Source organism: Micromonospora sp. IBSANI012 (genome assembly GCF_052814045.1).
On the sequence record NZ_CP199933.1, the window covers coordinates 5,884,144 to 5,909,849 of the forward strand.

The following is a 25,706-nucleotide window of genomic DNA, read 5'->3' on the forward strand; positions in this document are numbered from 1 at the left end:
CGGCCCATCGGAGTGGTCCGTACCGGCCGGTTCGGACGGTCGACGACAAGTCGCCAGCCGGGGCCGCCTGCGGGCGGGAGCAGCGCACAGATGACGCGTCTTCCGTCTTTAGCCGCAATTCCCATCGTCCTCCGGCGAGTGGGACCTTTGCCCCGAGAGCCGGCCAGTCAGAAGATCCGGTCAGAGGCGACGGAAGCGGTGCTACGGCGCGGACCGACCTCAGCCTCCCCGGGAACCCGCGGCCTCCGGCCGCCGCAGCCCGGCGGGCGGAGCCGGGCGAGGAATCGGTCGACCGGCGCTTCGCCGACCGCCGACACATCCACGACCGTCAGAATGCTCTACCGGACGCCGAAGCGCCAGCCCCTAGCCGACAGTAAGCGACGTGAATACGCTCACCCGTTGGCGCCAGCGGACAGGACGAGGGCCACCAACCCGCTTCTCCGCAGGTCAGGCCCCTCGGGCTCGCTGCTGGTCAGCCACCTCAGGTCGATCACTCCGCTGGGCTGCGGGGCGTGCCGGGCAGGGCCGGCAGCCGGGAAGCGGGGTGCCGCCTGCTCACACGTCGACCACGAGCTGGACCGTCACCAGGTCCCCGACGTTGAGCCTCTCGGCCGCTCGGACGCCCGCCTTCACCGGCACCACGTACCGCCCGTCCTTCGGGAACAGCGACGTCGTCCACCGGGTCCGCCCGATCCGGGCCGTCACCGGCACCATCCCCCAGCCGTAGCTCACGGACGCGGCGGCCGCGCTCAGCTCCAGGCAGTCCTCGTCCGGGACGGTGACGAAGTGCCAGGGCGCCGGGCCCTTCCAGAACCACACCTCGCCACTGAACTCCAGCTCCATCGGGCCAGGATAGGAGCGCGCCCGCCGGAGTGGGATGACGAAAAAGGCCCGCGACAGCATTACTGCTGCTCACGGCCGGTGTTGCTGACACGCCTAAGCGTGGCCTGGCCTACGGCGTTGTTGCGGTCGGGCTGTGACGGTGACAGATCCCGTACGCGTGCGGCGGCTCACTGACCAGGCGGGTCACGCGCGAACCGGAGCGGGCTCAGGATTTCCGCAGCGGCCGGAACGCGGCCCGCACCTCGGTGGAGAAGAGCTCCGGCTCCTCCCAGGCGGGGAAGTGGCCGCCGCGGTCGACCTCGTTGAAGTACGCGAGGCCGGGGTAGACCGTCTCGACCCAGCTGCGCGGGGCAGCCCAGATCTCGCCGGGGAACGTCGTGAAGCCGACGGGAACCGAGACCGGCGGAGGAGCCTGGCCGGCCGCACCCGCTGCGGCGATGGCCCGGCCAAATTCCCAGTACCACCGGGCGGCCGAGGCGCCGGTGCCCGTCAGCCAGTACAGCGTGATGTTGTCGACGATCGTGTCCCGGGTGAGCTTGCCTACCGGCTCGCCGTCGACGAACGCCCGGGAGATCTTGTAGTAACTGTCGGTGTCGTGGTCGAGCATCCAGGCCGCCAGCCCGACGGGTGAATCCAGCAGGGAGTAGCCGATCGTCTGCGGCCGGGTGGACTGCTCCAGGAAGTAGCCGAAGCCGTCCGTCGTGAACGTGTTGAGCGCGTTGAGCGCCGCGCGTTCCTGCTCGGACTCCGCCGGCAGTTGGTCCTTGATACCGAGCGCCCCGGCAAGCAGGTTGACGTGGATGCCGAGCAGCCCCTCGGGTGCCTGGCGGCCCATCGCGTCCGTGACGCTGGCGCCCACGTCGCCCCCTTGGGCGACGTAGCGCGTGTAGCCGAGGCGGTCCATCAACTTCGCCCAGGCGCGTGCCATGCGGCCGGAGTCCCAGCCGAGCTCGGTCGGCTCGCCCGAGAAGCCGTAGCCGGGCAAGGACGGCAGCACCAGGTGGAAGGCGTCCTCGGCGGTGCCGCCGTGCGCGGTCGGGTCGGTGAGCGGGCCGACGACCCCGAGCAGCTCGACGATCGAGCCTGGCCAGCCGTGGGTCATGATCAGCGGCAGGGCGTTCTCGTGCGGCGACCGCACGTGGATGAAGTGGATCTCGACGCCGTCGATGTCGGTCGTGTACTGCGGCAGGGCGTTCAGCTTCGCCTCGAACGCGCGCCAGTCGTGATCGGTCGTCCAGTAGCGGGCCAGCTCCTGGACCGTCGCCAGCTGCACGCCCTGGGAGCGATCGGTGACCAGCTCCCGGGTGGGCCAGCGCGTGGCCGCGATTCGGCGACGCATGTCGGCGATCGCTTCGTCCGGCGTGTCGAGCCGGAAGGGACGGATTTCGTTGTCGTTGGACATGTTCTCCACCTGCCGGGTCGGGCCGACCGGCGCCGGGGCGCCGGCGGGGCTGGCACGCGCCCAGCTTCGCACCGGCCCGGCGACCGGCGGATCGAAACGCGATTTCGCGCTCGGGTCCGGCCCGGACCGGCTTACTGACTTCCGTCGTGGAGACTGCGCCGGTCACGGTGGCGGCCGTCGCCAGCCGCACTGAGGCGGAACTGGCCGTCGGCCTGTTGCGCAGCGGCCCGGGAAGAGGAAGGCGTCCGGTCCCGGGGCAGCTCGGCGAGGTGCTGGCGGAGCCGGTCGACCACGAACCCGGGTAGGGCGAGTTCGCGGCGCTGGTGACTCTTCGGAGTGTCGATCACCCGGCCGCCGGGAAGCTGGGCCACCGACTCGGCGACGGTCATGCGGCCGTCAGCCAGGTCGACGTGCCGGCGCCGCAGGCAGAGCGCTTCACCGATCCGCAGCCCGCCGTACGCGAGGACCAGGACCAGGAGGTCATCCGGCGGGGAGAGCTCGGCCTCGTCGTCACCTCGGTCGGCACCCAACTGGTCATCGACGACCCGTTCGGCCATCCACGCGCGACCACGACCGTCACCATCCTCGGCGGCACCGCGCTGTTCCTCGTCGGTCGGGCCCTTCTGCGGTACCTGGTGTACCGCCGCCTCTTCGGAACCCATCTCATCGGGCTGATCGCGCTCGCCTGCCTCCTGCCGCCGATGCTGCTTCTGCCACCGCTCGTCAACGCCATCGCTACCGGCGCAGTCCTCACCGGCATCGTCATCGCCGACACCATTCGTGTACGACGGCCCGCAGCGATCTCCACACCAGGTCCCCACCGCCCCAGCAATACGTGACCAGCACCGGCGAGCCTTCTCTCCCCGTCAACATCACGATCGGAGAGAGTGTCCCGCGCGTCATGCGGAACCAATCTGTGACTCATCACGCCAGTACGACAGGCCGGCTGCCGGCGTTGTCGAGCCTCAGGACCTCGGCGACAAAACAGTCTCAAGACGTGAGTGACACTTCCGGCTAGCCGGGTGGTGACGGCGGTTCGGGTGGGCGTGCGCGGGCGCGTGCCGCGTCGGCAACGGCGATCCCGGTGAGGACTGCGATAGCGGCGATGGCAGTCACTAGCGGCGGCACGAACAGCATCGGCGGTGCCAGGGCGGCCAGCGCGAGGACGCCGATCCACCGATCCCGGGACACACGGGCGAAGGTGGCGTATTCGAAGCCGGCACGACCGACCAGAAACAGCGCGGGTCCGCCGAGGATGACGGCGACCCAGGCTGGTTGGGTGTGTTCGATTGGATGAGCGATGACGAGTTTGTCGCCGACGGCGGTGGCGACGATCCCGGCCAGCATGATCAGATGAGCGCCCGCCGCCGTTTGGGCAACGCGGTCCGGATTGCGGGCCGCTTCGATGGTGGCGGGCAACAGCTCCCCGGCCCGATGGATGTAGATCCGCCAGAACAGGGCCGTGCCGACGAACGACACCACGAACGCCGCCGTCCGATCGGCCGCGAAGCCGGTGCCACCGAGGGTCATCGTGGTGACCAGGATCAGCTCGCCGAGCGCGATGATGAAAACTTGCTGGTACCGCTCACCCAGGTGCTCAGCCACAATCGGAAACTGCGATATGGGCGAGCGACGCAGCCCCGGGGTCGAGTAGCGGAGGGCGGCGCCCGTGTAGTCCATGGCAACCGCCAGCGTCCACAGGACCGCGCGCCCCGTATCGGGCACGAGTGCACCCGCGATCCACGGCACCGCCGAGACACCGAACCAGGACAGCACCTGGATGCTTCTGCCCTGCAACTCGTGACCACGCAAGGCGAGGACCAGGAAGAGTTGGCGGCCGACATGGATAGCGACGTACATGCCAGCGAAGACCAGACCTCGCTCGCCGAACGCGTCAGGCAGCGCGACCACCATTACCAGGCTGCCGAGCATGGTCGCGGTGACCAACAGCTGAACTGCCGGCTGTTGCGGGGCGTACAGGTCGGTGACCCACACGGTGATGCTCCATATCCACCACATGGCCAACAGCAGCACCAGCGTCCGGAATGCGCCGCTCCACCCGAGATCCTGGATCAGCCCTTGCGAGAGCTCGGCGAGCGCGACGACGAACACCAGGTCGAAGAACAGCTCCAGGAAGTTCGCCCGCCGCGGATCCTCGGGCATCCGCAGGAACCTGACACTGCTCGTCATCATCCCGCCCGTTCTGCCGGCTTTATCCCAGCCTTGAGGCATTCATACCATGAGGCAGCGCTGGTCAATACGGAGGTGGGTGGGCTGGAACCGAGCGGCCGGTTTTCACGCGGACGACGGTAGAGGCCGATCAGTTCCTCCTCTCCGTCTCCGCCTGTTCGGCTCAGCTCGTCGACCTGGCCTAGGGGGGCGGGCGCTACAGGCGGCTGAGTGTCACCTAGGTCCCGGATTGATCTGTCACTGAGGTCCTGAGACCGGACAGCCGGCTGCCGGCGTAGTTGTTCAAGGTTTCTGTACGTCTTCAAGGCGGCCCGCAACGGGCCGCACGCGCCGCCGCTTGGGCGCGCGCCGGCCGCTGCCGCTGGCGCTCTGCGGCCGCCACGCCGGACGCCCGGCGGCTGGCGCGGAGAGCGGGAAGCCCGGAGTCGTGGAGCCAACAGGACAATTTGGACTGGGCTGGCCATCAGCCTATCGACAGCAACACTGAAGGCAACCGCACCGGACAACGGCGCGCGAACCTAATCCGCACCGGTAGGCACAGTCAGCAGCGAGTCAGCAAACAGGCTGCTGTGCGACCGTGACTGACGGGAAGGAGCGACTGGGCCGCCCGTGCCTGCGCACGCAGGACGATGCCTGCTGACACTGAAAGACAACCGCGACCAGGCTCCCCCCGACGGGGGTCCTTCCTGGTAGAGGCGAGGGGCTTACAGACGACCGCGGACGTCGAGCTCCCGGAGGATGATCAACGGACGTGGACGCGCAGGACGAAGCCCACGGCGATTATCCCCAGAGTCAGAGCAATGTAGAGGATCACTAGCGCTCGGCCGCGCCGTCGCTGCCGCATCGGTTCGGAGCCGGTCCGATCGGAGTTGCGGGCAACGGCGGAGGCCAACCGCTCGAAACCGGCTACCTCCCCAGCCGGCGTCAACCAACTCGTTTCCTCCACCTCCGGCAACGGCGGCGGATTGGAGACGTCATGTGTCTCGTACCGAGGTTCGATCCGCGGCGGCAGCCGCCGGAACCGGTTGTCTATGCCACCACTGTCGCAGACGCCGCCAAGGCAACCCCGGGTCAAGGGCTATCGCCGTACAGCACGGAAGTGCAGCAACGAGCCGGACCGTTGGAACCCCAGACCCGCCGACCGAGGTTCCCCACCTCCGTACCGAGCGGTCAAGCGACCGCCTCGCCGGCAATCCATAGGTTCAGGGTTCGAGTCCCTGGCGGCCCACAAATCAGCAGTCAGCGGCTCCAACGGGCGACGCCGAGGCCAGCAGCAGGCGACGGGAACACCAGGCCGTGCTCAGCCCATCGCTTGCCAGCCGTCTCCCGCTCGATCTTCTGGTCCCTCTGATGATCGAGCAGCGCGTCGCGTAGCCAGATCTCCATGGTTGGACGATCAGCATCGCGGGCGTGTGGACTTCATACCACCGCGACGGACACCCGCGTGCCCAGTTCAGGCTCAGGCCCGGGTGGTTGTTGGGCGTCGGCGCGGGTAGACATCGGCGCCAGCTGGGTAGCGACCACTGCGATCATGGTCGCGGCTCACCACAGTCTGCTGGCCACGGTTGGAGGGTCGCTGGCCGATGTGCGACGTGTCACCGCCATCCGGGCAAGGGTGGTTGTCAGGGGAAATCGTGGAGCTGAGGGTCCATGGGGTGGCGGGCGCCGGGGCCGGTCAGGTGCTCGGCTGCCCGGACGTCCGTCAGGTGGCCGGCGACCGCCGGGCCGGCTTCTACCGCCCCCGAGCGCAATCCGGGCACACCACCGGTGCGGGTGGGACGGTGCTGGAGGCGTACCAGTGGAGCGACCTGCCCTCGGGTACCGCGGCGCGGACGCTGTCCCTGGTGTTTCTGCTGCCGTTCATGCTGAGCAATGTGACGTTCTGGATGCGTCCGGCGGGACGGGGCTTGCAGTCCGGCGTCACGGTGCTGTGCCAGCTCCTCGCGCTCACCCTGACGCTGGTGTACGCGCTGACGGCGGCTGGTATCGCCCTCGACCTACTGGCATGGAAGTGCATGGGCTCGTCCCGCTGTCTCGCCGGCCGTGGCTGGCTGTCCTGGCTGGCCGGCCGACCGGTCGGTCTGCGCCTGGCGCTGCTGGCCCTGGTGCCGTTCGCCGCGGTGGCACTGGTGTGGTTTCTCGGCGCACGACAGGCTCGCTCCTACGGAGCCTTCCGGTTGCCGCCCGCAAATCCGCAGGGTGACCACCTCACGGCGTTGGACCGGTGGGACGTCTCGCCGAGGGCGAAACGTCTTCGCGCGATCCACGTCGCCGCTGCTTTCGTCACGCTGGACGTCGTCCTGCTCGCCGCACGCGCCGCCGCCGGGACTTCCGTGACGGTGGCCGTGCTGTCCGCGCTCACCGGAACGTTGCTGGCCACGTGTGTGGTGCTGCTCTGCGTTCCGGGCCTACTGGAGCCGGCTCCGACCGCCAGCACCACGGATCGGGTGCCCCTGGTGCTGCGCGCCGTAGCCGGCGGCCTGACGGTCGCGACGCTCGGGTCCGTCGCCGTCGAACCGGTGCGCTGGCCGCGGTCGGACGGACTGCCCAGGTACGACGACATCGTCGCCATCGTGTTCGTCACCCAGACGGCGCTGCTCGTCGCGCTCGCCGTACTGGTGCTGTGGCGTCCTGCCGGCCGGGACCACCGGCCTGCGCTCCTGCGCGGGTTGGGCGCCGCCGTCGTCGCCGCAGTCGCGGCGGGCCTGGCGGGGGCCCTTTCGGGCGAGCTGGTCTACCGTGCGGCGTCTCTGCTCAGCAAGCGGACGTTCTGGTTGCGGTCGGGGGACCTGGCGGTGCCAGTGGCGGCATACCGGTGGGCGCTCCTGGCCTTCTTCCTGACCACAATCGCCGCCGTGGCGGCGTTCGCCGTCATCATCCTGTCGGCCCGCGCGGACCGTCGGCGAACCGCAGCGGCGATCGTGGCCCAGGACTACCCAGCTCCCCCGCCGGAGGCGACCCCCCAGCTCCAGCGAGTGGAGAAAGCGGTCACCCAGGCATCTTTCACCGAGCAGCTGGGGTCACTGGCCATCGCCTACGCGTGCCTGACCGTGATCGGGCTCGCGGCCAGCGTGCTGGCTCTTGTGGGCTTGGAGCCCGCCCCGTTGGCGCAGGGCCTCCTCGGCGTGCCCAGCGATGTGCAGAGCGTAGTGATGGCCATCGGCAGCTACCTGATCCTCGCAGTCGTCATCGGGCTCCTGGTGGGTGGGCTGTTCGCCTCTCGGACGGCCGGGTTTCGCCGCTACGTCGGAGTGCTGTGGGACCTCGGCACCTTCTGGCCCCGCGCGGCCCACCCGTTCGCGCCGCCCTGCTATACCGACCGCGCGGTGCCCGAGCTGACGGATCGGATCTGCCAGCTGGCTCGACGCTACGACGGGGTGGTGCTCAGCGGACACAGCCAGGGGTCCATCATTCTGGCCGCAACCGTGCTGCGACTGCGCCCAGAGGTGCGGCGACGAGTCGCGCTGCTCACCCATGCCTCCCCCCTCAAGCGACTCTGCGCCCAGCTCTACCCGGCGTACCTCGGCGAGCCCGTGCTGCACGAAATCGGCGACCGGATCGGGTGGCGCTGGCTGAACCTGTGGAGCAACACCGACCCCATCGGCGGCTGGATCTTCTCCAGACATCGGCCCGGGGACCCGCCCGCGCGCCCCCCGCCCGCCGCGTTGGTGGACCGCCGCCTACGCGACCCCGAAGACGTACTGGCACCACCTGGGGACGGCGCCCCGCCGCCGATAAAGGGGCACACATCATATGAATCGGACGATCGCTACGCCGCGGCAGTCCGCGAGCTGGCAGACCGGCTGCGAGCAGATTGGGAGCAGCGGGGTCCACAGAACTGCGCCGAACTGCATTGAACGACACCTAGCTGCACCCAACGGCACCGGCTTCCACCTGCAGTGCACAGACTTGCAAGCGAGGCCTCGGGCAGCAGCGAGGCAGCGAGACGGCATCGGGATCGTCGATCCGGGTCGCTGCCGGACGTCGAACGACGACGGCCCGCATCTGCTCCCCGATGCGGATCGCTACCAGTTGGCAGCAGCCGAGAGTTTGTGTCCCCCTCCCCCCCTGCGGGGGTCAGAGCTCCACCTCGGCCTGGCCGCTGTCGGCCCCTGCCGGCTTCCGAGCCGGACGGCGCTCAGCCCTGGGAAGGGCCAGGCCTTAGGAAACATGACCTAGTGCCCCGGGGAGGGAGCCTCGGGGGGACGGCCGGCGGCGTGGCGGGCGTCGGCGAGGGCGACGGCAAGCAGTACGAGCCCGGCCACGACCGCAGCGAGCAGCGTCGGGACGAAATACAGAGGGACTGCGGCGACCGCCAGGGCGGCGATGGCGACGACGCGGCGGATGGAAAGCCGGTTGAACACGGCGCGTTCCAGACGGATACGGCCGTAGAGGAACAGTGCCGGACCGCCGAGGATCGCGACGAGCCACGCCGGCTCGGGCGGGCCGTCCGGGTGTTTCAGCACGATTTCGAAGCCGACAGCGGTGGCGACGATGCCCAGCACCATGACGACGTGGGCAGTGCCGATGGCGCGGCCAGCGGCGTCCCTGTCCCCCGCCGCGGCGACGGTTTCGGCGAGGACCTGGCCGGAGCGGTAGAAGTAGATGCGCCAGAGCAGCACCGTCGACAGGAACCCCACCACCAGCCCTGCGGCGGTCGCTGCGGTTACCGGCTGGTTGGTCAGCGTGGTACCGGCGGCGAGCACGGTTTCCCCGAGGGCGATCATCAAGAGCTGCTGGTAGCGCTCGGGCAGGTGGTGACGGCTGTCCGTGGCCCACGCACTGACTGGCGGCCCGGCCATCCCCGGTACCGGCCAGCGCAGCTGCGCGGCGACGACGTCAACGATTACCGCGGCCCCCCACAGGGCGGCCCGGGTGCCGCCGCTGACGGCCGCGCCGGCGAACCAGATCACCGCCGAGGCCGCGAACCACAGCACCGACCGGAGGTAAAGCTGCCGCAGGGGATGTCCGCGCAGCGCGGGCAGGAGGATGAGCGGCCGGCCGCACTGCAGGATCACGTACGGCAGCACGAAAGCCCACCCGCGTCCGACGAACGCGTGCGGCAGCGCCGTCGACATGACCAGCAGCCCGAAGGCACTGGCCAGCACGATCCACTGGATCTTGTGGCGGCGGGGGTCAAACCAACTGGTGATGTGCGCGGTCGTGATCCACAACCAGATCAGCGGCAGCGATAGCACCGGCAGGAAGGCCATCGCCCGCCACCGGACCACAACGTCTTCGCTGACGATGTCCCGCGCGACCCGGGTGACCACCCCGGCCAGAGCGAACACCAACACCAGGTCGACGAACAGTTCCAGGAAGTTGGCCTGCCGCACGTCCTCGCGACGTTGCAACAGGTCCTGACCCTGTCCACCGCCTTCCCGATGCCCCATAGCGCTCATACTCGCCGGGCACAACGCGGGCTGACCGGGGGTTGAACGTCGTACACCCAGTGGGAAGCCACCCACCGGTGACCGCCAACCACTCCTGGCCCGCGTAGCGCCCCCGATCAGGGGACGGCATGTCTCGTCCCACCCTCTCCCGGTTCACCCCCGATACGCCCCCGGACCCTGAGCGACGGCGGGTAGCGGCTGGACTCAGCGGGACCAGACAAGATCGGCCCCTGACCGCATTTCTGCTGATCAGGGGCCGTCTTCGCACCTGGTGGCGGGTAGAGGATTCGAACCTCTGTAGCTTTCGCGACGGATTTACAGTCCGCTCCCATTGGCCGCTCGGGCAACCCGCCAGGGCATACCACCGCCACTCGCGCGCGGCAGCGACGTCAAGGATAGCGGTTGCCCCCGGGGCAGTCACAACCGGGTACGGTCAGGGGGTCGTGCCGCTGGTCAGCGGGCGACGGTAGGTGACAGACCGCCGGACAGCAGGAGCATGAGCATGGCAGCGAACCCGTCGTTCGACATCGTGAGCAAGGTCGATCGCCAGGAGGTCGACAACGCCCTCCGTCAGGCGGAGAAGGAGCTCGCGCAGCGGTTCGACTTCCGCGGCACCGGCGCGGAGATCTCCTGGTCGGGCGAGGAGGCGATCAGCCTCCAGGCGGAGACCGAGGAGCGGGTCCGGGCGGCGCTGGACGTCTTCAAGGAGAAGCTGGTCAAGCGGAACATCTCGCTGAAGTCGCTGGACGCCGGCGATCCCCGAGCCTCGGGCAAGGTCTTCAAGATCGACGCCAAGGTCATCCAGGGCATCGACACGGACAAGGCCAAGGCGATCAGCAAGAAGATCCGCGACGAGGGCCCGAAGGGCGTGCAGGCGCAGATCCAGGGCGACCAGCTCCGGGTCACCGGCAAGAAGAAGGACGACCTCCAGGCCGTCATCACGCTGCTCAAGGGCGAGGACTTCGGCGTGGCCCTGCAGTTCACCAACTACAGGTAAGGAGGCCATGGTTGGCCTGGTGATCGGGCCGACCACGCCTTGTCACCTGGGCATACGTCGTCACCGGTGGTCGTCGTTGGTCGCTCACGATCAGCATCCGACGGCCCGGTGACGGTCTGGACCTGGCCCTCGTCGACCCGTCCGAAGCGCGGGCGCCCCTCGCCCGCCCTCGCTTGCAGCTCTGTACGACTCGGCTGTTCGTATTCGCCCGTGGCGAGCATCGGGTAGCTCGGTGGCAACGGATGTGATTAGCAGTTGATGGCCGTGTCCGTTGCTGTCGCCGCTGCTGTCGGCTGCGGCCCACATCCGCTGCAGGATCGTCGGGCAGGACAAAGACGGCGTGCTCACCGTCTCCACCGCTCCGGACGGTGTCGCCGCGGAGGATGGACAAGCGTTGTTTCGGGCACTTGAGGCCGCGATCGACCGACACGCGGTTCAGGAAGCCGTCGCTCTATCCCCTGAGCTACGAGGGCGCGAGCGCCCCGTGTAGCGACCTACGCGTTGACCCGGGGTGGCAGGGAGTGGTCTGCGCTGACTTGGCGTGACACTGGGCCGTGTTGCCCCGGGCGTGCCCGGCGCACCTGCAGGGCCGCCGCGGACGACAGGACGAGCAGGCCACCCGCTACCTGCACGGGGGTGAGGATCTCGCCGAGCGTGAACGCCGCCAGCGCCGTGGTGACGACCGGTTCGAACGTCGACAGGATGGCTGCAGTCGAAGGGCCCGTCCGCCGCAGACCGGCGAAGAAGGTCAACATCGCCAGGACGGTGGACACGACCGCGATGCACGCGAGCCACATCCATCCCTGCAGTCCGAAGCTGAGGTCGACCCCGTCCATCACGAGGGCGCGCGCGGCAAGTGTGAGGGCGGCTCCTGCCATCACCAGCGCGGACAGCATCACCGGTGGCAGCCGGTGCACGACGGTGTCGGCAACGAGGATGTAGACGGTGTAGGTGACAGCGGCACCGAACGCGAGGGCCACCCCGAGCAGATGGAAGTCCACACCGCCGGTCCCGAGAAGGACGAGCAGCGTCCCGCAGGAGGCGGCCACCAGTGCGGCGCAGCGGCCGGGTGTCAGGCTGTCCCGGCCCAGCAGGACGGCCGTGAGGGTCACCAGCAGCGGGTAGGTGTAGAAGACCAGGGACAGCAGCGAGGCGTCCATCAGCTCCAAGGCCGCGAAATACAGGGATGCCTGGGCGGCGTATCCGACGGCGCCCAGACCGAGGGCCGTCACCAGCACACCCAGGGTCACGTGAGCGGGACCCGTCTGTCGGTCAGGGCCCGCCGGGTCGCGCCGCAGACCCGGTCGCAGGAGCAGCAGCATCGCCAGCAGGCCGGCGGCAAGGCCGAAGCGCACCAAGAGCAGCGCTCCAGGCGAAACACCCGCGGCATACGCGAGCTTCCCGAAGATCGCCATAGCGCCGAAGCACGCGGCTGACAGAAGGCACAGTGCGGGACCCATGCCCTAGAGCATCGGCACCCACACACTCCAGGTCCAGTGATGACATGTGGACCGGAGTCGTTAGCATTTCTGCATGGTCGCGCTGGATCTTCGTCGGCTCCGTCTGCTCCGCGAGCTCGAGGAACGGGGGACTCTGGGCGCGGTCGCCTTGGCTCTCGGCTACAGCCCTTCCTCGGTGTCCCAGCAGTTGAGCGTTCTGGAAAAGGAGGTCGGCGCGCGCCTGCTCGAGAAGGCCGGGCGTGGTGTGCGGCTAACTGACGCAGGGCGACTGCTCGCACAGCACGCCAGAGTCCTGCTGGCAGCAGCCGAGGCGGCGTCAGCGGACCTGGCCGCACTGGCCGGTGAGGTGCGGGGCACCGTGCGCGCCGGCGGTCTGCAGTCAGTGGCTCGTCGCCTGCTGGTTCCCGCAGTGGCACGCATGATGGTCGAGCACCCGCAGGTACGCACCGAGGTCTCCGAGCTCGAGCTTGAACAGGCATTGCCGGGGCTGCGGCTTGGAGCGGTTGACCTGGTGATCAGCGACGAGTACGACGGCCACCCACGCCCCCGGCCGGCCGGGCTGCGGTTCACGCTGCTGCACGAGGAGCCGCTGAAACTGGTCCTGTCGCCCGGGCATCGGCTGGCCAAGCGTGGAGGACCCATCGCACTGTCCATGCTGCGGGAGGAGGTCTGGGTCGCCTCCGCCGTGGGGACCGGCCATCACGACATGGTCGTGGGAAGCTGCCGGTCCATCGGCGGCTACGAGCCCGACGTGCGGCACCGGTCCAGCGACGCGGACGTCCAGCTCGAACTCGTGCGCACCACCGGAGCCGTCGCGCTACTGCCGGCGCTGACACTGCCCGCGGCGGCAGACCCAGCCCTTGCTATCCGTGACATCGCCGAGGAGAAGCTCGGACGTCGACTGTTCATTGTCCTTCGAGACGGTTCCTCAGCTCCCGCGCTTTCGGCTTTCCTGGCCGTCGTGACGGAGCAGGCTCGCAATCTCACAGAACCGAAGACTAAGGCGTGAATGGCTGTGTAGTTCGCAAAGTCGAGTTGCGACGGTCGTCCCCAATCGACGCCACCCACGAACGCAAATGCTGACCCAGCGGCCTGCGGCCTCGGCGGTGACGGAGGGCAGGAGGTGTCGTACGACTTCCCGGACGAAACCTCAGCCCGCTCGACGGTCCACCGGATGATGACAACCCCCGGCCGGCACCTGGCGGGATCTCACGGAGGCCATCCAACAGGAGTCCAACCGCCAGACTCACTGGATGTGGACGCCGCGTCAGGTGGCGTTCGGGTCGCGTGACCCGCGTGGACGCGGCACCTGCCGGCGGCCCTGCGGATCGCGCGTATCGCCCGCGCCACGGCGGGAGGCGTTCTACGCTTCGGACAGATGGGGCACGTGCTTCTTCCGGTCTGGCGTGAGTGCCGCCAGGCGCCCTCGCCGAAGACGCCCCTCGCGTGGCAGGGGTTGAGGCATGCCGTTTGTTCGCGGCAGAAGGGCAGAAAGGCCCGCTCGACCTTCACCAGACTCGAAGCGGAAAGGTGCCCCCCATGGCCGTCAAGACCGAAGCGCGACCACGCGCCGCAGAGATCCGCCCGTTCACCGTAGAAATCCCTCAGGCGGAACTCGATGCGCTGCGTGCGCGCGTCGCGGCCACGCGCTGGCCCGAAAAGGAGACCGTGGCAGATCAGTCGCAGGGCGTGCAGCTCGCGACGATCCAGGCACTCGCGCGCTACTGGGAGAAGGAGTACGACTGGCGCAAGGTCGAGGCGAGACTGAACGCTCACCCGCAGTTCATCACCGAGATCGACGGGCTGGACATTCACTTCATTCACGTCCGCTCGAAGCATGAAGACGCGTTGCCGCTCATCGTCACGCACGGCTGGCCCGGCTCGATCATCGAGCAGCTGAAGATCATCGAGCCGCTCACCAATCCCACGGCCCACGGCGGGAGCCCGTCGGACGCCTTCCACGTGGTAATTCCCTCGATGCCGGGCTACGGGTTCTCGGGCAAGCCGAGCGAGCCCGGCTGGGGCCCGGAGCGCACCGCACGCGCCTGGACAGAGCTGATGAAACGCCTGGGCTACACGCGATTTGTGGCACAAGGCGGCGACTGGGGAGCGATCATCACCGATCTGATGGGGGTGCAGGCGCCGCCGGAACTGATCGGCATTCACGTCAACATGCCCGGCGTGTTTCCACCCGACATCGATTCGCTGCTCCAGTCCGACATCACCGGAGCGAACAACGCACTCGGCAAGCTACCACCGGGGCTCTCGCCCGAGGAAAGGCGCGCGAGCGAGCAGCTGGACTTCATATGGAAACACGTCGCCTACGGCCTCATGATGGCGACACGCCCGCAGACGCTGACGGGGCTCGCGGACTCACCAATTGGTCTCGCGGCCTTTCTGCTTGACCATGACGCAGCTAGCCTGGCGCTGATCTCCCGGGTATTTGCCGGACAGACCGAAGGCCTTACCCGAGACGATGTCCTGGACAACATCACGCTGTTCTGGCTGACGAACACCGGGGTTTCCGCGTCGCGTCTGTACGCGGAAAACAAGCTCTCCTTCTTCGCTACCAAGGGCGTATCCCCAACCATCCCCGTCGCCGTGAGCGTCTTCCCTGACGAGCTCTACCAGGCACCGAAGAGCTGGGCAGAACAGGCGTATCCCAACCTCATCCACTACAACAAGCTCAACAAGGGCGGGCACTTCGCGGCCTGGGAGCAACCGGAACTCCTCGTGGAAGAGGTTCGCGCCGGCTTCCGATCCCTCCGCTAGCTGACCATCTCCGAACGCCCGCACATGCCCTCGCTCGGCGGGGCCATCCGGTCCTCGTGAACTTCTGGACGCTGACGTGCATCAGCTGGCTGCGCCAGGAGCCGTATGTACGGGCGTGGTCGCAGGGCTACCGGAACGACGGGTTGGTCGTCATCGGCGTCCACATGCCGGAGTTCTCGTTCGAGCACGAGGTCGACTGGGTGCGACCGGCGGTCAGGGCGCGCGGGGCGACGGAGAGGAGGAAGAACTGACCGGCCTCGACCGTCGCCCGCCCGGGTAACGCGGGCCGCCCGTTTCCAGGCCACGGCCGCATATCCGAATTCACCAGCGCTGCCGGGTGGTACGAATGCTTCAAGCCTACGACAAAGCCGGCAGAACGGGCAGAAGATGACGACAAGCGGTGCCAAGCTGCTGCGAGGACCCGAGGAGCCGCCGACAAACTTTCTGGAGCTGTTCTTCGACCTGGTGTTTGTCGTCGCGCTCGCCCAGCTCTCGCACGGACTGATCAAGGATCTCCGGTGGAGCGACGCCTTCCAGACGCTGGTGCTGCTGTTGGCCATGTGGTGGGTCTGGATCATGACAGCGTCGACAACCGACTTGTATGACCCACAACGGGCGGCGATACAGCTGCTGGTCACCGTGACCATGCTCGGCAGCTTGGTGATGGTGGTCGCGGTGCCCGACGCGTTCGGCGAGCGAGGTCTGGTCTTCGCAGGCACGTACGTCGCCATCAATGTCGGCCGCCAACTCGTCCTCGTCCTCGCCCTGCGTGGCCACGAGTTGCAGAGCAGAAGCATCCGGGTGCTGTTCTGGTTCGGTGGGTCCGCGGTGCCGTGGATCGCTGGGGCGGTCGCGCACGGTGCGGCGCGTGGGGCGCTGTGGACGCTGGCGGTGGCTCTGGACTACGCGGCCGTCGCGCTCCGCTGGCCCACGCCGGGGCTGGGTCGCTCACCTAAGTCGGATCTGGGCGTCCTGGGCGAGCACCTGGCCGATCGCTTCCGGCAGTTTTTTATCATCGTGCTCGGCGAGTTGATCCTGGTTTCCGGTCTGACCCTTTATGGCAGCGGCTTCGCGGCTGATCGGAACGCGGCGTTCGTGGTGTCGTTCGCCACCACGGTGCTGTTCTGGCGGATCTACATCTACCGCGCCGGGGAACTGTTGGCCGAGGCTACCGCTACGGCCCCGGACCCGACCCGCGTCGGCCTCTGGGCGACATACTCCCACCCGATCATGGTGGCCGGCATCGTCGTCACCGCCGTCGGCGTCGAACTCGTCATCGCCCATCCACTCGGACACACGCAACCGGCCTGGGTCGCCGTCATCCTCGGCGGACCCGCGCTGTTCCTGGCCGGGCGTGGCGGCTTCGAATACACGGTGTTCGGCCGCGTGTCCCGGAATCGGCCGATCGGTGTGCTCGTGCTGGCCGCCCTGGCACCGGCGATGCTGTTCGTGCCGCCGCTGCTGGCCGCCCTCGCCGCGACCGCAGTCCTGGCAGGGATCGCCGTCACCGACGCGGCCCGCGCGAGAGGACGCCCACCCGAGCCACCGTCACCACCTGGCAAGCCGAAAGTGTCACCCACGTCTTGAGGCTGTTCTGTCCCGGATGTCCTCAGCTGATTGACATGATCGTTCTGACCGCGGCGCTAACTTTGCTTGCGTGGGCTACGACATGTTCGTTCAGCGGTTCGAGCGGGGCGATGCTGGCCCGATCGCGGGTGAGGCGTTCCGGGCCGTCTTTGAGCCCCACGTCGACCGCCGGCAACCTGAACTCAGCTACTGGCACATCAGCTTGGACGACGGCGGCACAGCAGACGTCTACGCCACCGTTGCCGACGACACGCTCGACAGTCTGATGATCAGCCGGTTCTCCCCCGGTCTGGTTCTCGACATGCTCGTCGAGTTCATCGGCCTCGCCGATGCGGTTGTGCTTCCACCTGGCTGCCCCACCTTGCTCGCTCACGAGGGACAGCGGCACCACCTTCCTGCAGAACTCCGCGCCGACGCTGTGGTCGTCCAGATGGGCGCGGACGTGGAGCGCGTCCTGGAGAGCTGCTAGGCGATATGTCGGCGCAGCCGAGCGGTACGGTCCGACCATCGGCTCAGCGCGAGAAGATCAACAGCAGGATCACCGTCAGGATGGCGCTGATCAGGATCGAGCCGAGACAGCCGACCCGGTTCGAGAAGAAGAGAAACATGGCGGTGAGGTACCCCGCCGAGTCCGGTTGAGACCCGCTCGGCCGCCCCGGGCGACATCATTCGGTGACCACGCGCACCTGGTCGAACTCGAACTCGCAGTTGTCGCCGCGCAGCCCGATCGCGCCGGCGCCGGTGATCGGCACCGAGTCGCCCTTGTCGGTGGCGGCCACCAGCATCCGGTCGTCCTGTCGCACGTCGATGCCGAGCCCGACGGGGTGGTCGCGATGGCCACCTCGAAGGACTGCCAGGCACCCGTCCGCACCTGGTAGGGCGCCTGGCCCATGGTCACGTACGTCCCGCCGTTGACGTCGCCACCGCTCAGCTTCTTCTTGATCACTATCCGGTCGTCGCGCCGGTTCAGCGACACCACGTACAGCTCGGTCTCGTCCTTCCAGCGCAGGAAGAGGTGCACGCCGTCGGTCTCCGACGCCGCCTCCCGCCCGGTGTCGGGCAGTCCGAGGTTGCGCAGCCGCAGCCGCCCGCCCGGCCGATCGAAGCGGCACCACGGACACCGTCACCGGCGCAGTCGTGATCGGACCGGAGACGCGGCATCACCCGAGCCTCCGGGCACAGTGACCGTCCGGCCCGCTGCCGGTTCCGGCAGGCCGGCGTACTCCCGGGGGCCGGTCAGGCGGCGACGGGCTGCTCGGCACGTACCGCGGTCGCCTCGGCGCGGGCGATGGGGCCGGCGGGCAGCGCGGCCACCGCGGCCCCGACGGCCACCGCCGCCCCGGCGAAGAGGAACGCCCACGGCACGCCGCCGGCGTGGTCCACGATCAGCCCGGCCACCGCGCCGCCGGCGGCGCTCGCCGCCACCGACATGGTCACCACCCAGGTGTACGCCTCGTTCAGCATGCCGGGCGGGGCGATCCGCCCGACCAGGGTGTTCTCCAGGGTGAGCGCCGGCGCGATGGTGGCGCCGCCGACCACCAGCGCGACACCCAGCGCCGCCGGCCCGGGCATCACCGCGAAGACGGCGAAGCTACCGGCCACCGCGCCGAGCAGCCAGGCGAACTGGCGGGTCATGTTGGCCGACGGCTTGCGTACGCCGAACCAGAAGCCCCCGGCGGCGCTGCCGACGCCCCAGACGGCGAGCAGGATGCCGGCGAGGCTCTCCGGGTCGGCGGTGGGCTGGCCGCCGGCGAAGGCGGGCACGATCACCCCGGCCGCGCCGAACGCGATGCCGAGGCTGGCGACGCACAGCAGCAGCGCGGGGAAGCCGCCCACCCGCAGCGGGCCGAGGCCCCTGGCGTGGTGCTCGCGCGGGTGCGGCTGCCAGCCGCGCATCACCCGCCCGAGCGCCACGGCGGCCGTGCCGACCAGGGTGACCAGTGCGGCGCCGACCAGCGCGGCGGCGGCGTCGGCGACGAGCACGAAGCCGGCCACCAGCAGCGGGCCGAGCACGAAGACGACCTCGAAGAGCGAGGTCTCAGCGGCCAGCGCAGTGTTGCGCAGGTGGTACCGCCCGGAGTTCGGGCCGGTGAGGTCGTTCCAGGCACCCCGGATCGCGGCGGTCAACGGCGGGTAGGTCGCACCGGCGATCCCGGCGGCGAGGTAGATCAGGCCGAGGCCACCGGCGTCCGATCGGCTCGCCCAGAGCAGGCCGAAGAGCGCCAGCGGGTGGGCGACGGCGGTGGCCAGCAGCACCCGGGTGGGACCGATCCGGTCGGCGACCCGGCCGGCGACGGGGCTGAGCGCGGCGCCGGAGAGGGCGTAGACGCCTCCGGCGACCGCGGCGAGCGAGTACCGCCCGGTCACCTGCTCGACGACGAGCAGCAGCGCCAGCGGGGTCATGCCGATCCCGAGCCGGCCGATGATGCCGAAGACCAGCAGCATCGGCGCGCCGGGGATCCGCCAGACGCCCAGGTACTGGCGCAGTGCGGCCACGGGTCGACCTCCAGAGGTGTAATGGGTGAGAGACGTTTCGACCCTAACGGCGGGCAGGACCGGAGGGAACCAATTTGTGCCCGGACACACGACTCCGCCCGCGTCCGGACGGACGCGGGCGGAGGTGTCGGGGTGGGTCAGCGCTGGAACTGCACCGGGCCGCTGTTGGCGGCCAGTTGCTCCAGTCGGGCGACCCGCTCCTCCATCCGGGGGTGGGTGGAGAAGAGCGCGGCGATGCCGCCGCCCCGCTTGAACGGGTTGTCGATCATCAGGTGGGCGGTGCTGGTGAGCTGACCCTGCGCGGGCAGCGGACGCGTCTGGGTACCCATGTGGATCTTCTTCAGGGCGCTGGCCAGGGCCAGCGGGTCCCGGGTGAGCTGGGCGCCGGAGGCGTCCGCCTGGAACTCCCGGCTCCGGCTGATCGCCAGCTGGATCACGGTGGCCGCGATCGGGCCGAGGATCAGGGTGAGCAGCAGCACGACCGGGTTCGGGGCGTCCTCGTCGTCGCCACCGCCCAGCGGGATGAACCAGGCGATGTTGGCCAGGGCGGTGATGATGCCGGCCAGACCGGCCGCCACGCTGGAGATGAGGATGTCCCGGTTGTAGACGTGCGACAGCTCGTGACCGATCACCCCGCGCAGCTCCCGGTAGTCCAGGATCTCGGTGATGCCCTGGGTGACGCAGACCGCCGCGTGGGCCGGGTTGCGCCCGGTCGCGAACGCGTTGGGCTGCGCGGTCGGGCTGACGTACAGGCGGGGCATCGGCTGCCGCGCCTCGGTGGCCAGCTCACGGACCATCCGGTACAGCTCGGGGAATTCGGCCTCGCTGACCGGTTGCGCCCGCATCGAGCGCAGCGCCAGCTTGTCCGAGAAGAAGTAGGACACACCGTTCATCAGCAACGAGACGACGACGGCGATGACGAGGCCGCCGCTGCCGCCGAACCAGTAGCCGACCGCGAGGATCAGCGAGGTCAACAGGCCGAGCAGCGCTGCGGTCTTCAGACGGTTGTGATGCACGATCGCTCCTTCGGTGCGCGGGCCACGCGGGACCCGCTGACCGGTCCAACGTCACCGGTACCCGTCAACCATCCTGCTCATGACTGTGAGTTGGCTGGAGGTCGCTGTGGGCGCGCTGCGAGCGCCGCCCCGCGCGCTTTGCGGCGTGTCGCGGCATCCCTCGGCCCGGACACCGCGACACGCCGCAGACCGTGCGGCCGGGGTGCAAGGGTGCGCGGGAGCCGAGACCGTGCGGTGGGGGCGAAAGGTGCCGGCGAAGGTCGCGACGGGTGTGGGCAGGGCGGAGGGGCGCCCGCAAGCAGGAAGAGGGGTCAGCGAGCGGCGAGGTCGAGGACGAACTGCGGGGCGAAACCGACCACCACGGCTAGCGCGGTGGCCAGGGCCAGCGCGGTGGTGACCGTCCAGGCCACCCGGCCGCCGGCAGTCCGCACCCCGCCTTCCTCGCCGGCTCGGTCGTCCCGGGCGTCGCCGGCGTACAGGGTGGCGGCGAGGCGCAGGTAGTAGGCCAGCCCGATCACCGCGTTGACCGCCACCACCAGGGCCAGCCAACCGGCGCCGCCGGTCAGCAGCGACCGGACCACGGTGACCTTGGCGAAGAGACCGGCCAGTCCCGGCGGCAGGCCGGCCAGGCCGATCAATGCCAGCGCGAGGGCCGCCGCCACCCACGGCTGCCGGCGGGCCGACCCGCGCAGGTCGTCGACCGTGCCGCCGTCAGCGCCGGCCGGGCGCAACGCCACCAGCGCCGCGAAGGCCGCCAGCTCCAGCAGCACGAAGAAGACCGCGTACGCGACCGCGGCGGCGTATGCCTCCGCCCGGGCCTCGTCGGTGCGCCCGGCGGCCAACGCCAACGCGCCCAGCGGGGCCAGGATGTAGCCGGCCTGGGCCACCGACGACCAGGCGAGCAGTCGGACCGTACGCCGCTGGCGCAGCGCCACCAGGTTGCCGACCGTCATGGTCAGCACGGCGAGCAGGGCGAGCACCGGGCCGGTGACGTCGGCCGGCAGCGCGCGCTGCACCACGGCGAGCAGGGCCACCACCCCGCCCAGCTTGGAGGCGGTGGAGAGGTACGCGGCCACCGGCAGCGGCGCGCCGTCGTAGGTGGCCGGCGCCCAGGCGTGGAACGGCACCGCCGCCACCTTGAACGCCAGCCCGAGCACCACCAGCGCGACGGCGGCGGTGGCCAGCGGCAGGTCGAGCAGCTCCGGGCGGTCGCCGAGGATCGCGCCCAGCCGGTCCAGGTGCAGCCCGCCGGTGACCGCGTAGAGCAGCGCCGCGCCGAGCAGGGTCAGGGTGGTCGCGACCACGCTGACCACGAAGAAGGTGACCGCCGCCTCGGCGCTGGCCAGGCTGCCCCGGCGCAGGCCGACCAGCACGTACAGCGGCAGGGTGAGGGTCTCCAGCGCGACGATCAGGGTGATCAGGTCACCGGCGGCGCCGAGCACCACGCCACCGGTCATCGAGCAGGCGAGCAGGAAGCAGAACTCCCCCGGCGGCGTCGGCCCGCCGCGCAGCAGCGGCCCGGAGAGCCCGAGCACCCCGAGGGTGAGCAGGGCGAAGACGGCGGCGACCAGAGCCGCCCGGCCGTCCAGGACCCAGGAGCAGTCGGCGCCGACGCAGAACGTCCGCCGGGTCTCCCCCGCGCCGACCAGCGCCGCGCCGGCGGCGGTGGCGACGGCGCCCGCGGCGGCCACGGCCACCGTCGCGCCGCGCCGGGCCACCATCAGGTCGGCCAGGAGCACGAGTACGGCGGTGCCGGCGGCCAGGTACGCCGGCAGCAGCGCCACGTTGTCCACGCTCTGCACGAGACTCATGCCGCCCACTCCCGCCGCCCGGCCACCCGGCCGCCTCCGCCCGCGACCCTCGCGCCGCACGTCCGCCGCGCGACGGTCCACGTCCGCCCACGACTGCGCGGTCCCGCCATGCCGTCCGTACCCACCGCGCGGCCGACGAGCGCGACCGGGAGGGCCCGCGCGCTCACTGGAGCACTCCCACCAGGGCGTCGACCGGCCCGGTGGCGAGGCCGAGCACGAGCGTGGGCGCCAGGCCGACCGCGAGCGCGAGCAGCACCAGGGGCGCCCAGGCGGTCAGCTCGGCCCCGGCCAGCCCGGGCGCGAGCCGGCCCACCGCCGGGCTGGGCCGCCCGTGGGTGACCTGCCGCAGCAGCCGCAGGAAGTACGCCGCGGTGAGCGCCCCGCCGACCGCGGCCAGCACGGCCAGCACGGTCCAGAGCGGCCCGCCCCGCCGGACGGCGGCGAAGACGGCGAACGCCTCACCCCAGAAGCCGGCCAGCCCGGGCAGGCCGAGCGAGGCCACCGCGGCGAAGCCGAGCAGCCCGGCGAGCCGGGGGGCGGTCTCCCGCAGCCCGGACAGCTCGGCGAGCGCGCCGGTGTGGGTACGGTCCTTGACCGCCCCGGCGAGGAAGAAGAGCAGGCCGGTGATCACCCCGTGCGCGATGTTGCCGATCAGGGCCGCCTGGATGCCGGTGGCGGTCAGCGTGGCCACCCCGAGCAGCACGAACCCCATGTGACCGACGCTGGAGTACGCGATCAGCCGCTTCAGCTCGTCCTGCGCGAGGCAGACCAGCGACCCGATCAGGATCGCCGCGACGGCGAGCACGCCGAGCACCGGGGCGGCCCACCGGGCGCCCTCGGGGGCGACCCCGACCGCGACCCGGATCAGGCCGTACGTACCCATCTTGAGCAGCACCCCGGCGAGGATCACGCTGCCGACGGTGGGCGCCTGGGTGTGCGCGTCGGGCAGCCAGGAGTGCAGCGGCCAGAGCGGGGCCTTCACCGCGAAGGCGAGCCCCAGCAGGGTGAACGCGGCCAGCTGGGTGCCCCGGGACAGCCCGGCCCCACCGGTGAGCGCGACGATGTCGGCGGTGCCGGCGGCGGCGACCACCACGTAGACGCCGACCAGCAGCAGCACCGAGCCGAAGAGCGTGTAGAGCGCGAACTTCCGCGCCGCCCGGCGCCGGTCCGCGCCGCCCCAGCCCGCGATGATCGCGTACATCGGGAGCAGGACGACCTCGAAGAACGCGAAGAAGAGCACCAGGTCGAGGGCGAGGAAGGTGCCGAGGATGCCCACCTCGACCACCAGCAGCAGCGCCACCAGTGCCCGCCCGCTCCCACCCGCCGGCACCCGCCAGAGGGTGTAGCCGCAGCAGAGCAGGGTGAGCAGGGCGGTGAGCACCACCAGCGGCCAGGAGATCCCGTCCACCCCGAGGTGGAAGCGCAGGTCCAGGCCGGGTACCCAGGGCAGGTCGAGCTGGTGCCACGGCTGCACCGCCGGCGCCGGGCCGTAGCCGAACCAGCCGTGGTCGCCGAACACCAGCAGCACCGCGCCGACCAGGGTCAACGCGGCCACCGCCGTGCCGACCAGCCGGGCCGCCCGCTCCCCGGGCGTCACCGCGACGAGGACCGCCCCGACCGCCGGCAGGGCCAGCACCGCGGCCAGCAGGAACTCTCCGAGACTCACGGCGCCACCTCGGTTCGCGACTGCGGGGCTCGCAACACCGGCTCACTCCTCGCGCTCACGGCGTCACCTCGGTTCGCGACTGCGAGGCTCGCAACACCGGCTCACTCCTCGCGCTCACGGCGTCACCTCGGCTCGCGACTGCGGGGCTCGCAACACCGGCTCACTCCTCGCGCTCACGACAGCCCTCCGATCAGGACGGTGGCCAGCCCGATCAGCAGCGCGCCGGCCAGTACCGCCGCCGCCGCGCGGGGCAGCGCCGCCCGGTGCAGCGCGGCCAGGCCACCGCCGAGGCCGGAGGCACCCCGGCCGCTCCCCTCGACCAGGCCGTCCACCCCCACCTCGTCACCGGTACGCGCGAGGCGGGCGAGCGCCCTCGCCGGGCGTACGACGAGGGCGTGCTGGACGTCGTCGAGCCGGAACGCCCGGGCGAAGACCGGCCGCAGCGGGCCCAGCGCGCGGGCCGGGTCGGCGGCCGGGTCCCGGCGCCAGCCGGCCCAGGCCAGCCCGGCCCCGAGCAGCAGCAACGCGGTCGGCAGCAGCAGCGCCGGCCCGACGTGGACGAGCAGCGCCTCGCCCGGCGCCAGCGTCGGCACGGTCGGGACGAACAGCCGGTCGGCGAACGACTGCACGAAGCCGACCAGCCCGAGCAGCGCGGCCGGGACCGCGAGCAGCAGCACCGGCCAGCGCATCGCGGCCGGCGGGTCGTGCGGGCGCAGCAGCGGCATCCGGGGCTCGCCGAGGAACGTGCGCAGCAGCAGCCGGGTGGCGTACCAGGCGGTGACCACGACGCCGAGCAGCCCGGCCAGCCAGACCAGCCAGCCGACCCAGGCCGGCGCGGGGCCGGTGCCGTCCAGGGCGGCGGCCTCGGCGACGGCGAGCACGCCGTCCTTGCTCCAGAACCCGGACAGCGGCGGCACCCCGGCCAGCGCGCCGAGCCCGATCAGGGTGCACCAGAAGGTCACCGGCATGTCCCGGCGCAGGCCGCCCATCCGGGACATCAGCGTGCTGCCGACGGCGTGGATCACCGCACCGGCGGCGAGGAAGAGCAGCGCCTTGAAGGCGGCGTGGGTGAGCAGGTGGAACAGCGCGGCGGCCGGCGCGCCGACGGCGAGCGCCCCGGTCATGTAGCCGATCTGGGAGACCGTCGACCAGGCGAGCACCCGCTTGAGGTCGTCCTGCGCGGTCGCCGCGAAGGCACCGAGCAGCAGGGTGATCGAGGCCATCACCCCGAGCACGGCCAGCGCGGTCGGGGTGGCCTCGAACAGGGGATAGAGCCGGGCCACCGCGTACACGCCGGCGGCGACCATGGTGGCCGCGTGGATCAGCGCGGAGATCGGGGTCGGGCCGGCCATCGCGTCCGGCAGCCAGGTGTGCAGCGGGAACTGCGCGCTCTTGCCGGCCACCCCGGCCAGCAGCAGCAGGCAGGCGGCGGTGAGGGTGCCGGTGGCGTGGTCGTGGGCGAGCACGTCGGCGATCCGGAAACTGCCCGCCGAGACGCCGAGCAGCGCGATGCCGAGCAGGAAGCCGACATCGCCCACCCGGGTGACCAGGAACGCCTTCATCGCGGCGGCCGGCGCCTCGGGCAGCCGCCGGTCGTGGGCGATCAGCAGGTAGGAGCAGAGGCCCATCACCTCCCAGCCGACCAGCAGCATGACCAGGTCGCCGGCGACCACCACCAGCAGCATCGCGGCGGTGAAGAGGCTGATCTGGGCCGCGTACGGCGGGTAGCGGTGGTCGACCTCGACGTCGTCGTGCGGGCCCCGCTTCAGGTATGCGGTGGAGTAGACCTGCACGGCCAGCGCGACCGCCGCGACGGCCACCGCGACCAGGGCGGCGGTGCCGTCCAGCCGCACCCCGAGGGTGACCCGCAGCCCGCCCAGGTCGATCCAGGTGGTGGAGGTCTCGACCGGGTCGCCGACCCGGGCCAGCAGGACCAGCGCGATCAGCAGCGCCCCGGCCGCGCCGGCCACCCCGAGGCCGATCGCGACCCGCCGGGCCCGGTCCTCCCCGGTGGTCGCGCCGCGCGGCGACGGTGGCAGCAGCAGCCCGATCAGGCCGGCCACCATGGGTACG

At 70.5% G+C, this 25,706-nt stretch carries 21 protein-coding genes and 1 tRNA gene; 9 read left to right on the plus strand and 13 right to left on the minus strand.

Features of this window, described 5'->3' with window-relative positions; translation table 11 throughout:
* Positions 1-555 precede the first annotated feature (555 nt).
* Complete coding sequence (locus ACTWM8_RS27235) at positions 556-843, minus strand: DUF1905 domain-containing protein (RefSeq protein ID WP_446211431.1); 288 nt, start codon at positions 841-843, stop codon at positions 556-558.
* A 205-nt stretch (positions 844-1,048) separates the two neighbouring features.
* Positions 1,049-2,245: an epoxide hydrolase family protein gene (locus tag ACTWM8_RS27240; protein ID WP_446211432.1), complete on the minus strand. Its 1,197-nt coding sequence runs from the start codon at positions 2,243-2,245 to the stop codon at positions 1,049-1,051.
* A gap of 146 nt (positions 2,246-2,391) precedes the next feature.
* Here ACTWM8_RS27240 and ACTWM8_RS27245 point away from each other — a divergent pair, with 146 nt between their 5' ends.
* Positions 2,392-2,550 (plus strand): hypothetical protein, encoded by a 159-nt coding sequence (locus ACTWM8_RS27245; protein WP_446211433.1) that lies wholly within the window; start codon positions 2,392-2,394, stop codon positions 2,548-2,550.
* 18 nt (positions 2,551-2,568) lie between these two features.
* Positions 2,569-3,084 carry a low temperature requirement protein A gene (locus ACTWM8_RS27250; protein WP_446211434.1) on the plus strand — a complete coding sequence of 172 codons (516 nt, stop codon included), beginning with the start codon at positions 2,569-2,571 and terminating at the stop codon, positions 3,082-3,084.
* Positions 3,085-3,259: 175 nt separating this feature from the next.
* On the opposite strand, the gene ACTWM8_RS27255 is transcribed toward ACTWM8_RS27250, so the two are convergent.
* Complete coding sequence (locus ACTWM8_RS27255; protein WP_446211435.1) at positions 3,260-4,408, minus strand: low temperature requirement protein A; 1,149 nt, start codon at positions 4,406-4,408, stop codon at positions 3,260-3,262.
* 1,266 nt (positions 4,409-5,674) lie between these two features.
* A complete protein-coding gene (locus ACTWM8_RS27260) occupies positions 5,675-5,821 on the minus strand; it encodes a hypothetical protein (RefSeq protein ID WP_446211436.1) in 147 nt (48 codons plus the stop codon).
* 248 nt (positions 5,822-6,069) lie between these two features.
* Between ACTWM8_RS27260 and ACTWM8_RS27265 the strand changes: the two genes are divergently transcribed.
* Positions 6,070-8,292 carry a hypothetical protein gene (locus tag ACTWM8_RS27265; RefSeq protein ID WP_446211437.1) on the plus strand — a complete coding sequence of 741 codons (2,223 nt, stop codon included), beginning with the start codon at positions 6,070-6,072 and terminating at the stop codon, positions 8,290-8,292.
* 318 nt (positions 8,293-8,610) lie between these two features.
* Here the strand turns inward: ACTWM8_RS27265 and ACTWM8_RS27270 are convergent, their stop codons facing one another.
* Positions 8,611-9,828, minus strand: coding sequence for a low temperature requirement protein A (locus ACTWM8_RS27270; protein WP_446211438.1), 1,218 nt, complete (start codon positions 9,826-9,828; stop codon positions 8,611-8,613).
* 269 nt (positions 9,829-10,097) lie between these two features.
* Positions 10,098-10,181 (minus strand) — tRNA-Tyr (locus tag ACTWM8_RS27275).
* 149 nt (positions 10,182-10,330) lie between these two features.
* On the opposite strand from ACTWM8_RS27275, the gene ACTWM8_RS27280 reads away from it, so the two are divergent.
* On the plus strand, positions 10,331-10,825 hold the full coding sequence (locus ACTWM8_RS27280) for a YajQ family cyclic di-GMP-binding protein (protein WP_446211439.1): 495 nt from the start codon (positions 10,331-10,333) through the stop codon (positions 10,823-10,825).
* A 494-nt stretch (positions 10,826-11,319) separates the two neighbouring features.
* Here the strand turns inward: ACTWM8_RS27280 and ACTWM8_RS27285 are convergent, their stop codons facing one another.
* Positions 11,320-12,285: a DMT family transporter gene (locus ACTWM8_RS27285; RefSeq protein WP_446211440.1), complete on the minus strand. Its 966-nt coding sequence runs from the start codon at positions 12,283-12,285 to the stop codon at positions 11,320-11,322.
* 73 nt (positions 12,286-12,358) lie between these two features.
* Between ACTWM8_RS27285 and ACTWM8_RS27290 the strand changes: the two genes are divergently transcribed.
* From ACTWM8_RS27290 to ACTWM8_RS27310, 5 genes are all read left to right on the plus strand, one after another.
* Entirely contained in the window at positions 12,359-13,294 is a 936-nt protein-coding gene (locus ACTWM8_RS27290; protein ID WP_446211441.1) for a LysR family transcriptional regulator, read from the plus strand.
* A gap of 530 nt (positions 13,295-13,824) precedes the next feature.
* Entirely contained in the window at positions 13,825-15,057 is a 1,233-nt protein-coding gene (locus ACTWM8_RS27295; protein WP_446211442.1) for an epoxide hydrolase family protein, read from the plus strand.
* A gap of 56 nt (positions 15,058-15,113) precedes the next feature.
* Positions 15,114-15,308, plus strand: a complete 195-nt coding sequence (locus tag ACTWM8_RS27300; RefSeq protein WP_446211443.1) for a hypothetical protein — start codon at positions 15,114-15,116, stop codon at positions 15,306-15,308.
* Positions 15,309-15,444: 136 nt separating this feature from the next.
* Complete coding sequence (locus tag ACTWM8_RS27305; RefSeq protein WP_446211444.1) at positions 15,445-16,644, plus strand: low temperature requirement protein A; 1,200 nt, start codon at positions 15,445-15,447, stop codon at positions 16,642-16,644.
* 70 nt (positions 16,645-16,714) lie between these two features.
* Complete coding sequence (locus ACTWM8_RS27310; RefSeq protein ID WP_446211445.1) at positions 16,715-17,113, plus strand: hypothetical protein; 399 nt, start codon at positions 16,715-16,717, stop codon at positions 17,111-17,113.
* 196 nt (positions 17,114-17,309) lie between these two features.
* On the opposite strand, the gene ACTWM8_RS27315 is transcribed toward ACTWM8_RS27310, so the two are convergent.
* The 6 genes from ACTWM8_RS27315 to ACTWM8_RS27340 form a co-directional block, all read right to left on the minus strand.
* Entirely contained in the window at positions 17,310-17,447 is a 138-nt protein-coding gene (locus ACTWM8_RS27315) for a hypothetical protein (protein ID WP_446211446.1), read from the minus strand.
* 433 nt (positions 17,448-17,880) lie between these two features.
* Positions 17,881-19,140 carry an MFS transporter gene (locus tag ACTWM8_RS27320; RefSeq protein WP_446211447.1) on the minus strand — a complete coding sequence of 420 codons (1,260 nt, stop codon included), beginning with the start codon at positions 19,138-19,140 and terminating at the stop codon, positions 17,881-17,883.
* Between the two features lie 137 nt (positions 19,141-19,277).
* Positions 19,278-20,156 carry a zinc metalloprotease HtpX gene (gene htpX, locus ACTWM8_RS27325; protein ID WP_446211448.1) on the minus strand — a complete coding sequence of 293 codons (879 nt, stop codon included), beginning with the start codon at positions 20,154-20,156 and terminating at the stop codon, positions 19,278-19,280.
* Between the two features lie 311 nt (positions 20,157-20,467).
* Complete coding sequence (locus ACTWM8_RS27330; protein ID WP_446211449.1) at positions 20,468-21,967, minus strand: NADH-quinone oxidoreductase subunit N; 1,500 nt, start codon at positions 21,965-21,967, stop codon at positions 20,468-20,470.
* Between the two features lie 163 nt (positions 21,968-22,130).
* The gene (locus ACTWM8_RS27335; RefSeq protein ID WP_446211450.1) at positions 22,131-23,633 is read right to left on the minus strand and encodes a complex I subunit 4 family protein; all 1,503 of its coding nucleotides are present in this window, start codon (positions 23,631-23,633) and stop codon (positions 22,131-22,133) included.
* 173 nt (positions 23,634-23,806) lie between these two features.
* Complete coding sequence (locus ACTWM8_RS27340; protein WP_446214696.1) at positions 23,807-25,699, minus strand: NADH-quinone oxidoreductase subunit 5 family protein; 1,893 nt, start codon at positions 25,697-25,699, stop codon at positions 23,807-23,809.
* Positions 25,700-25,706: the final 7 nt, after the last annotated feature.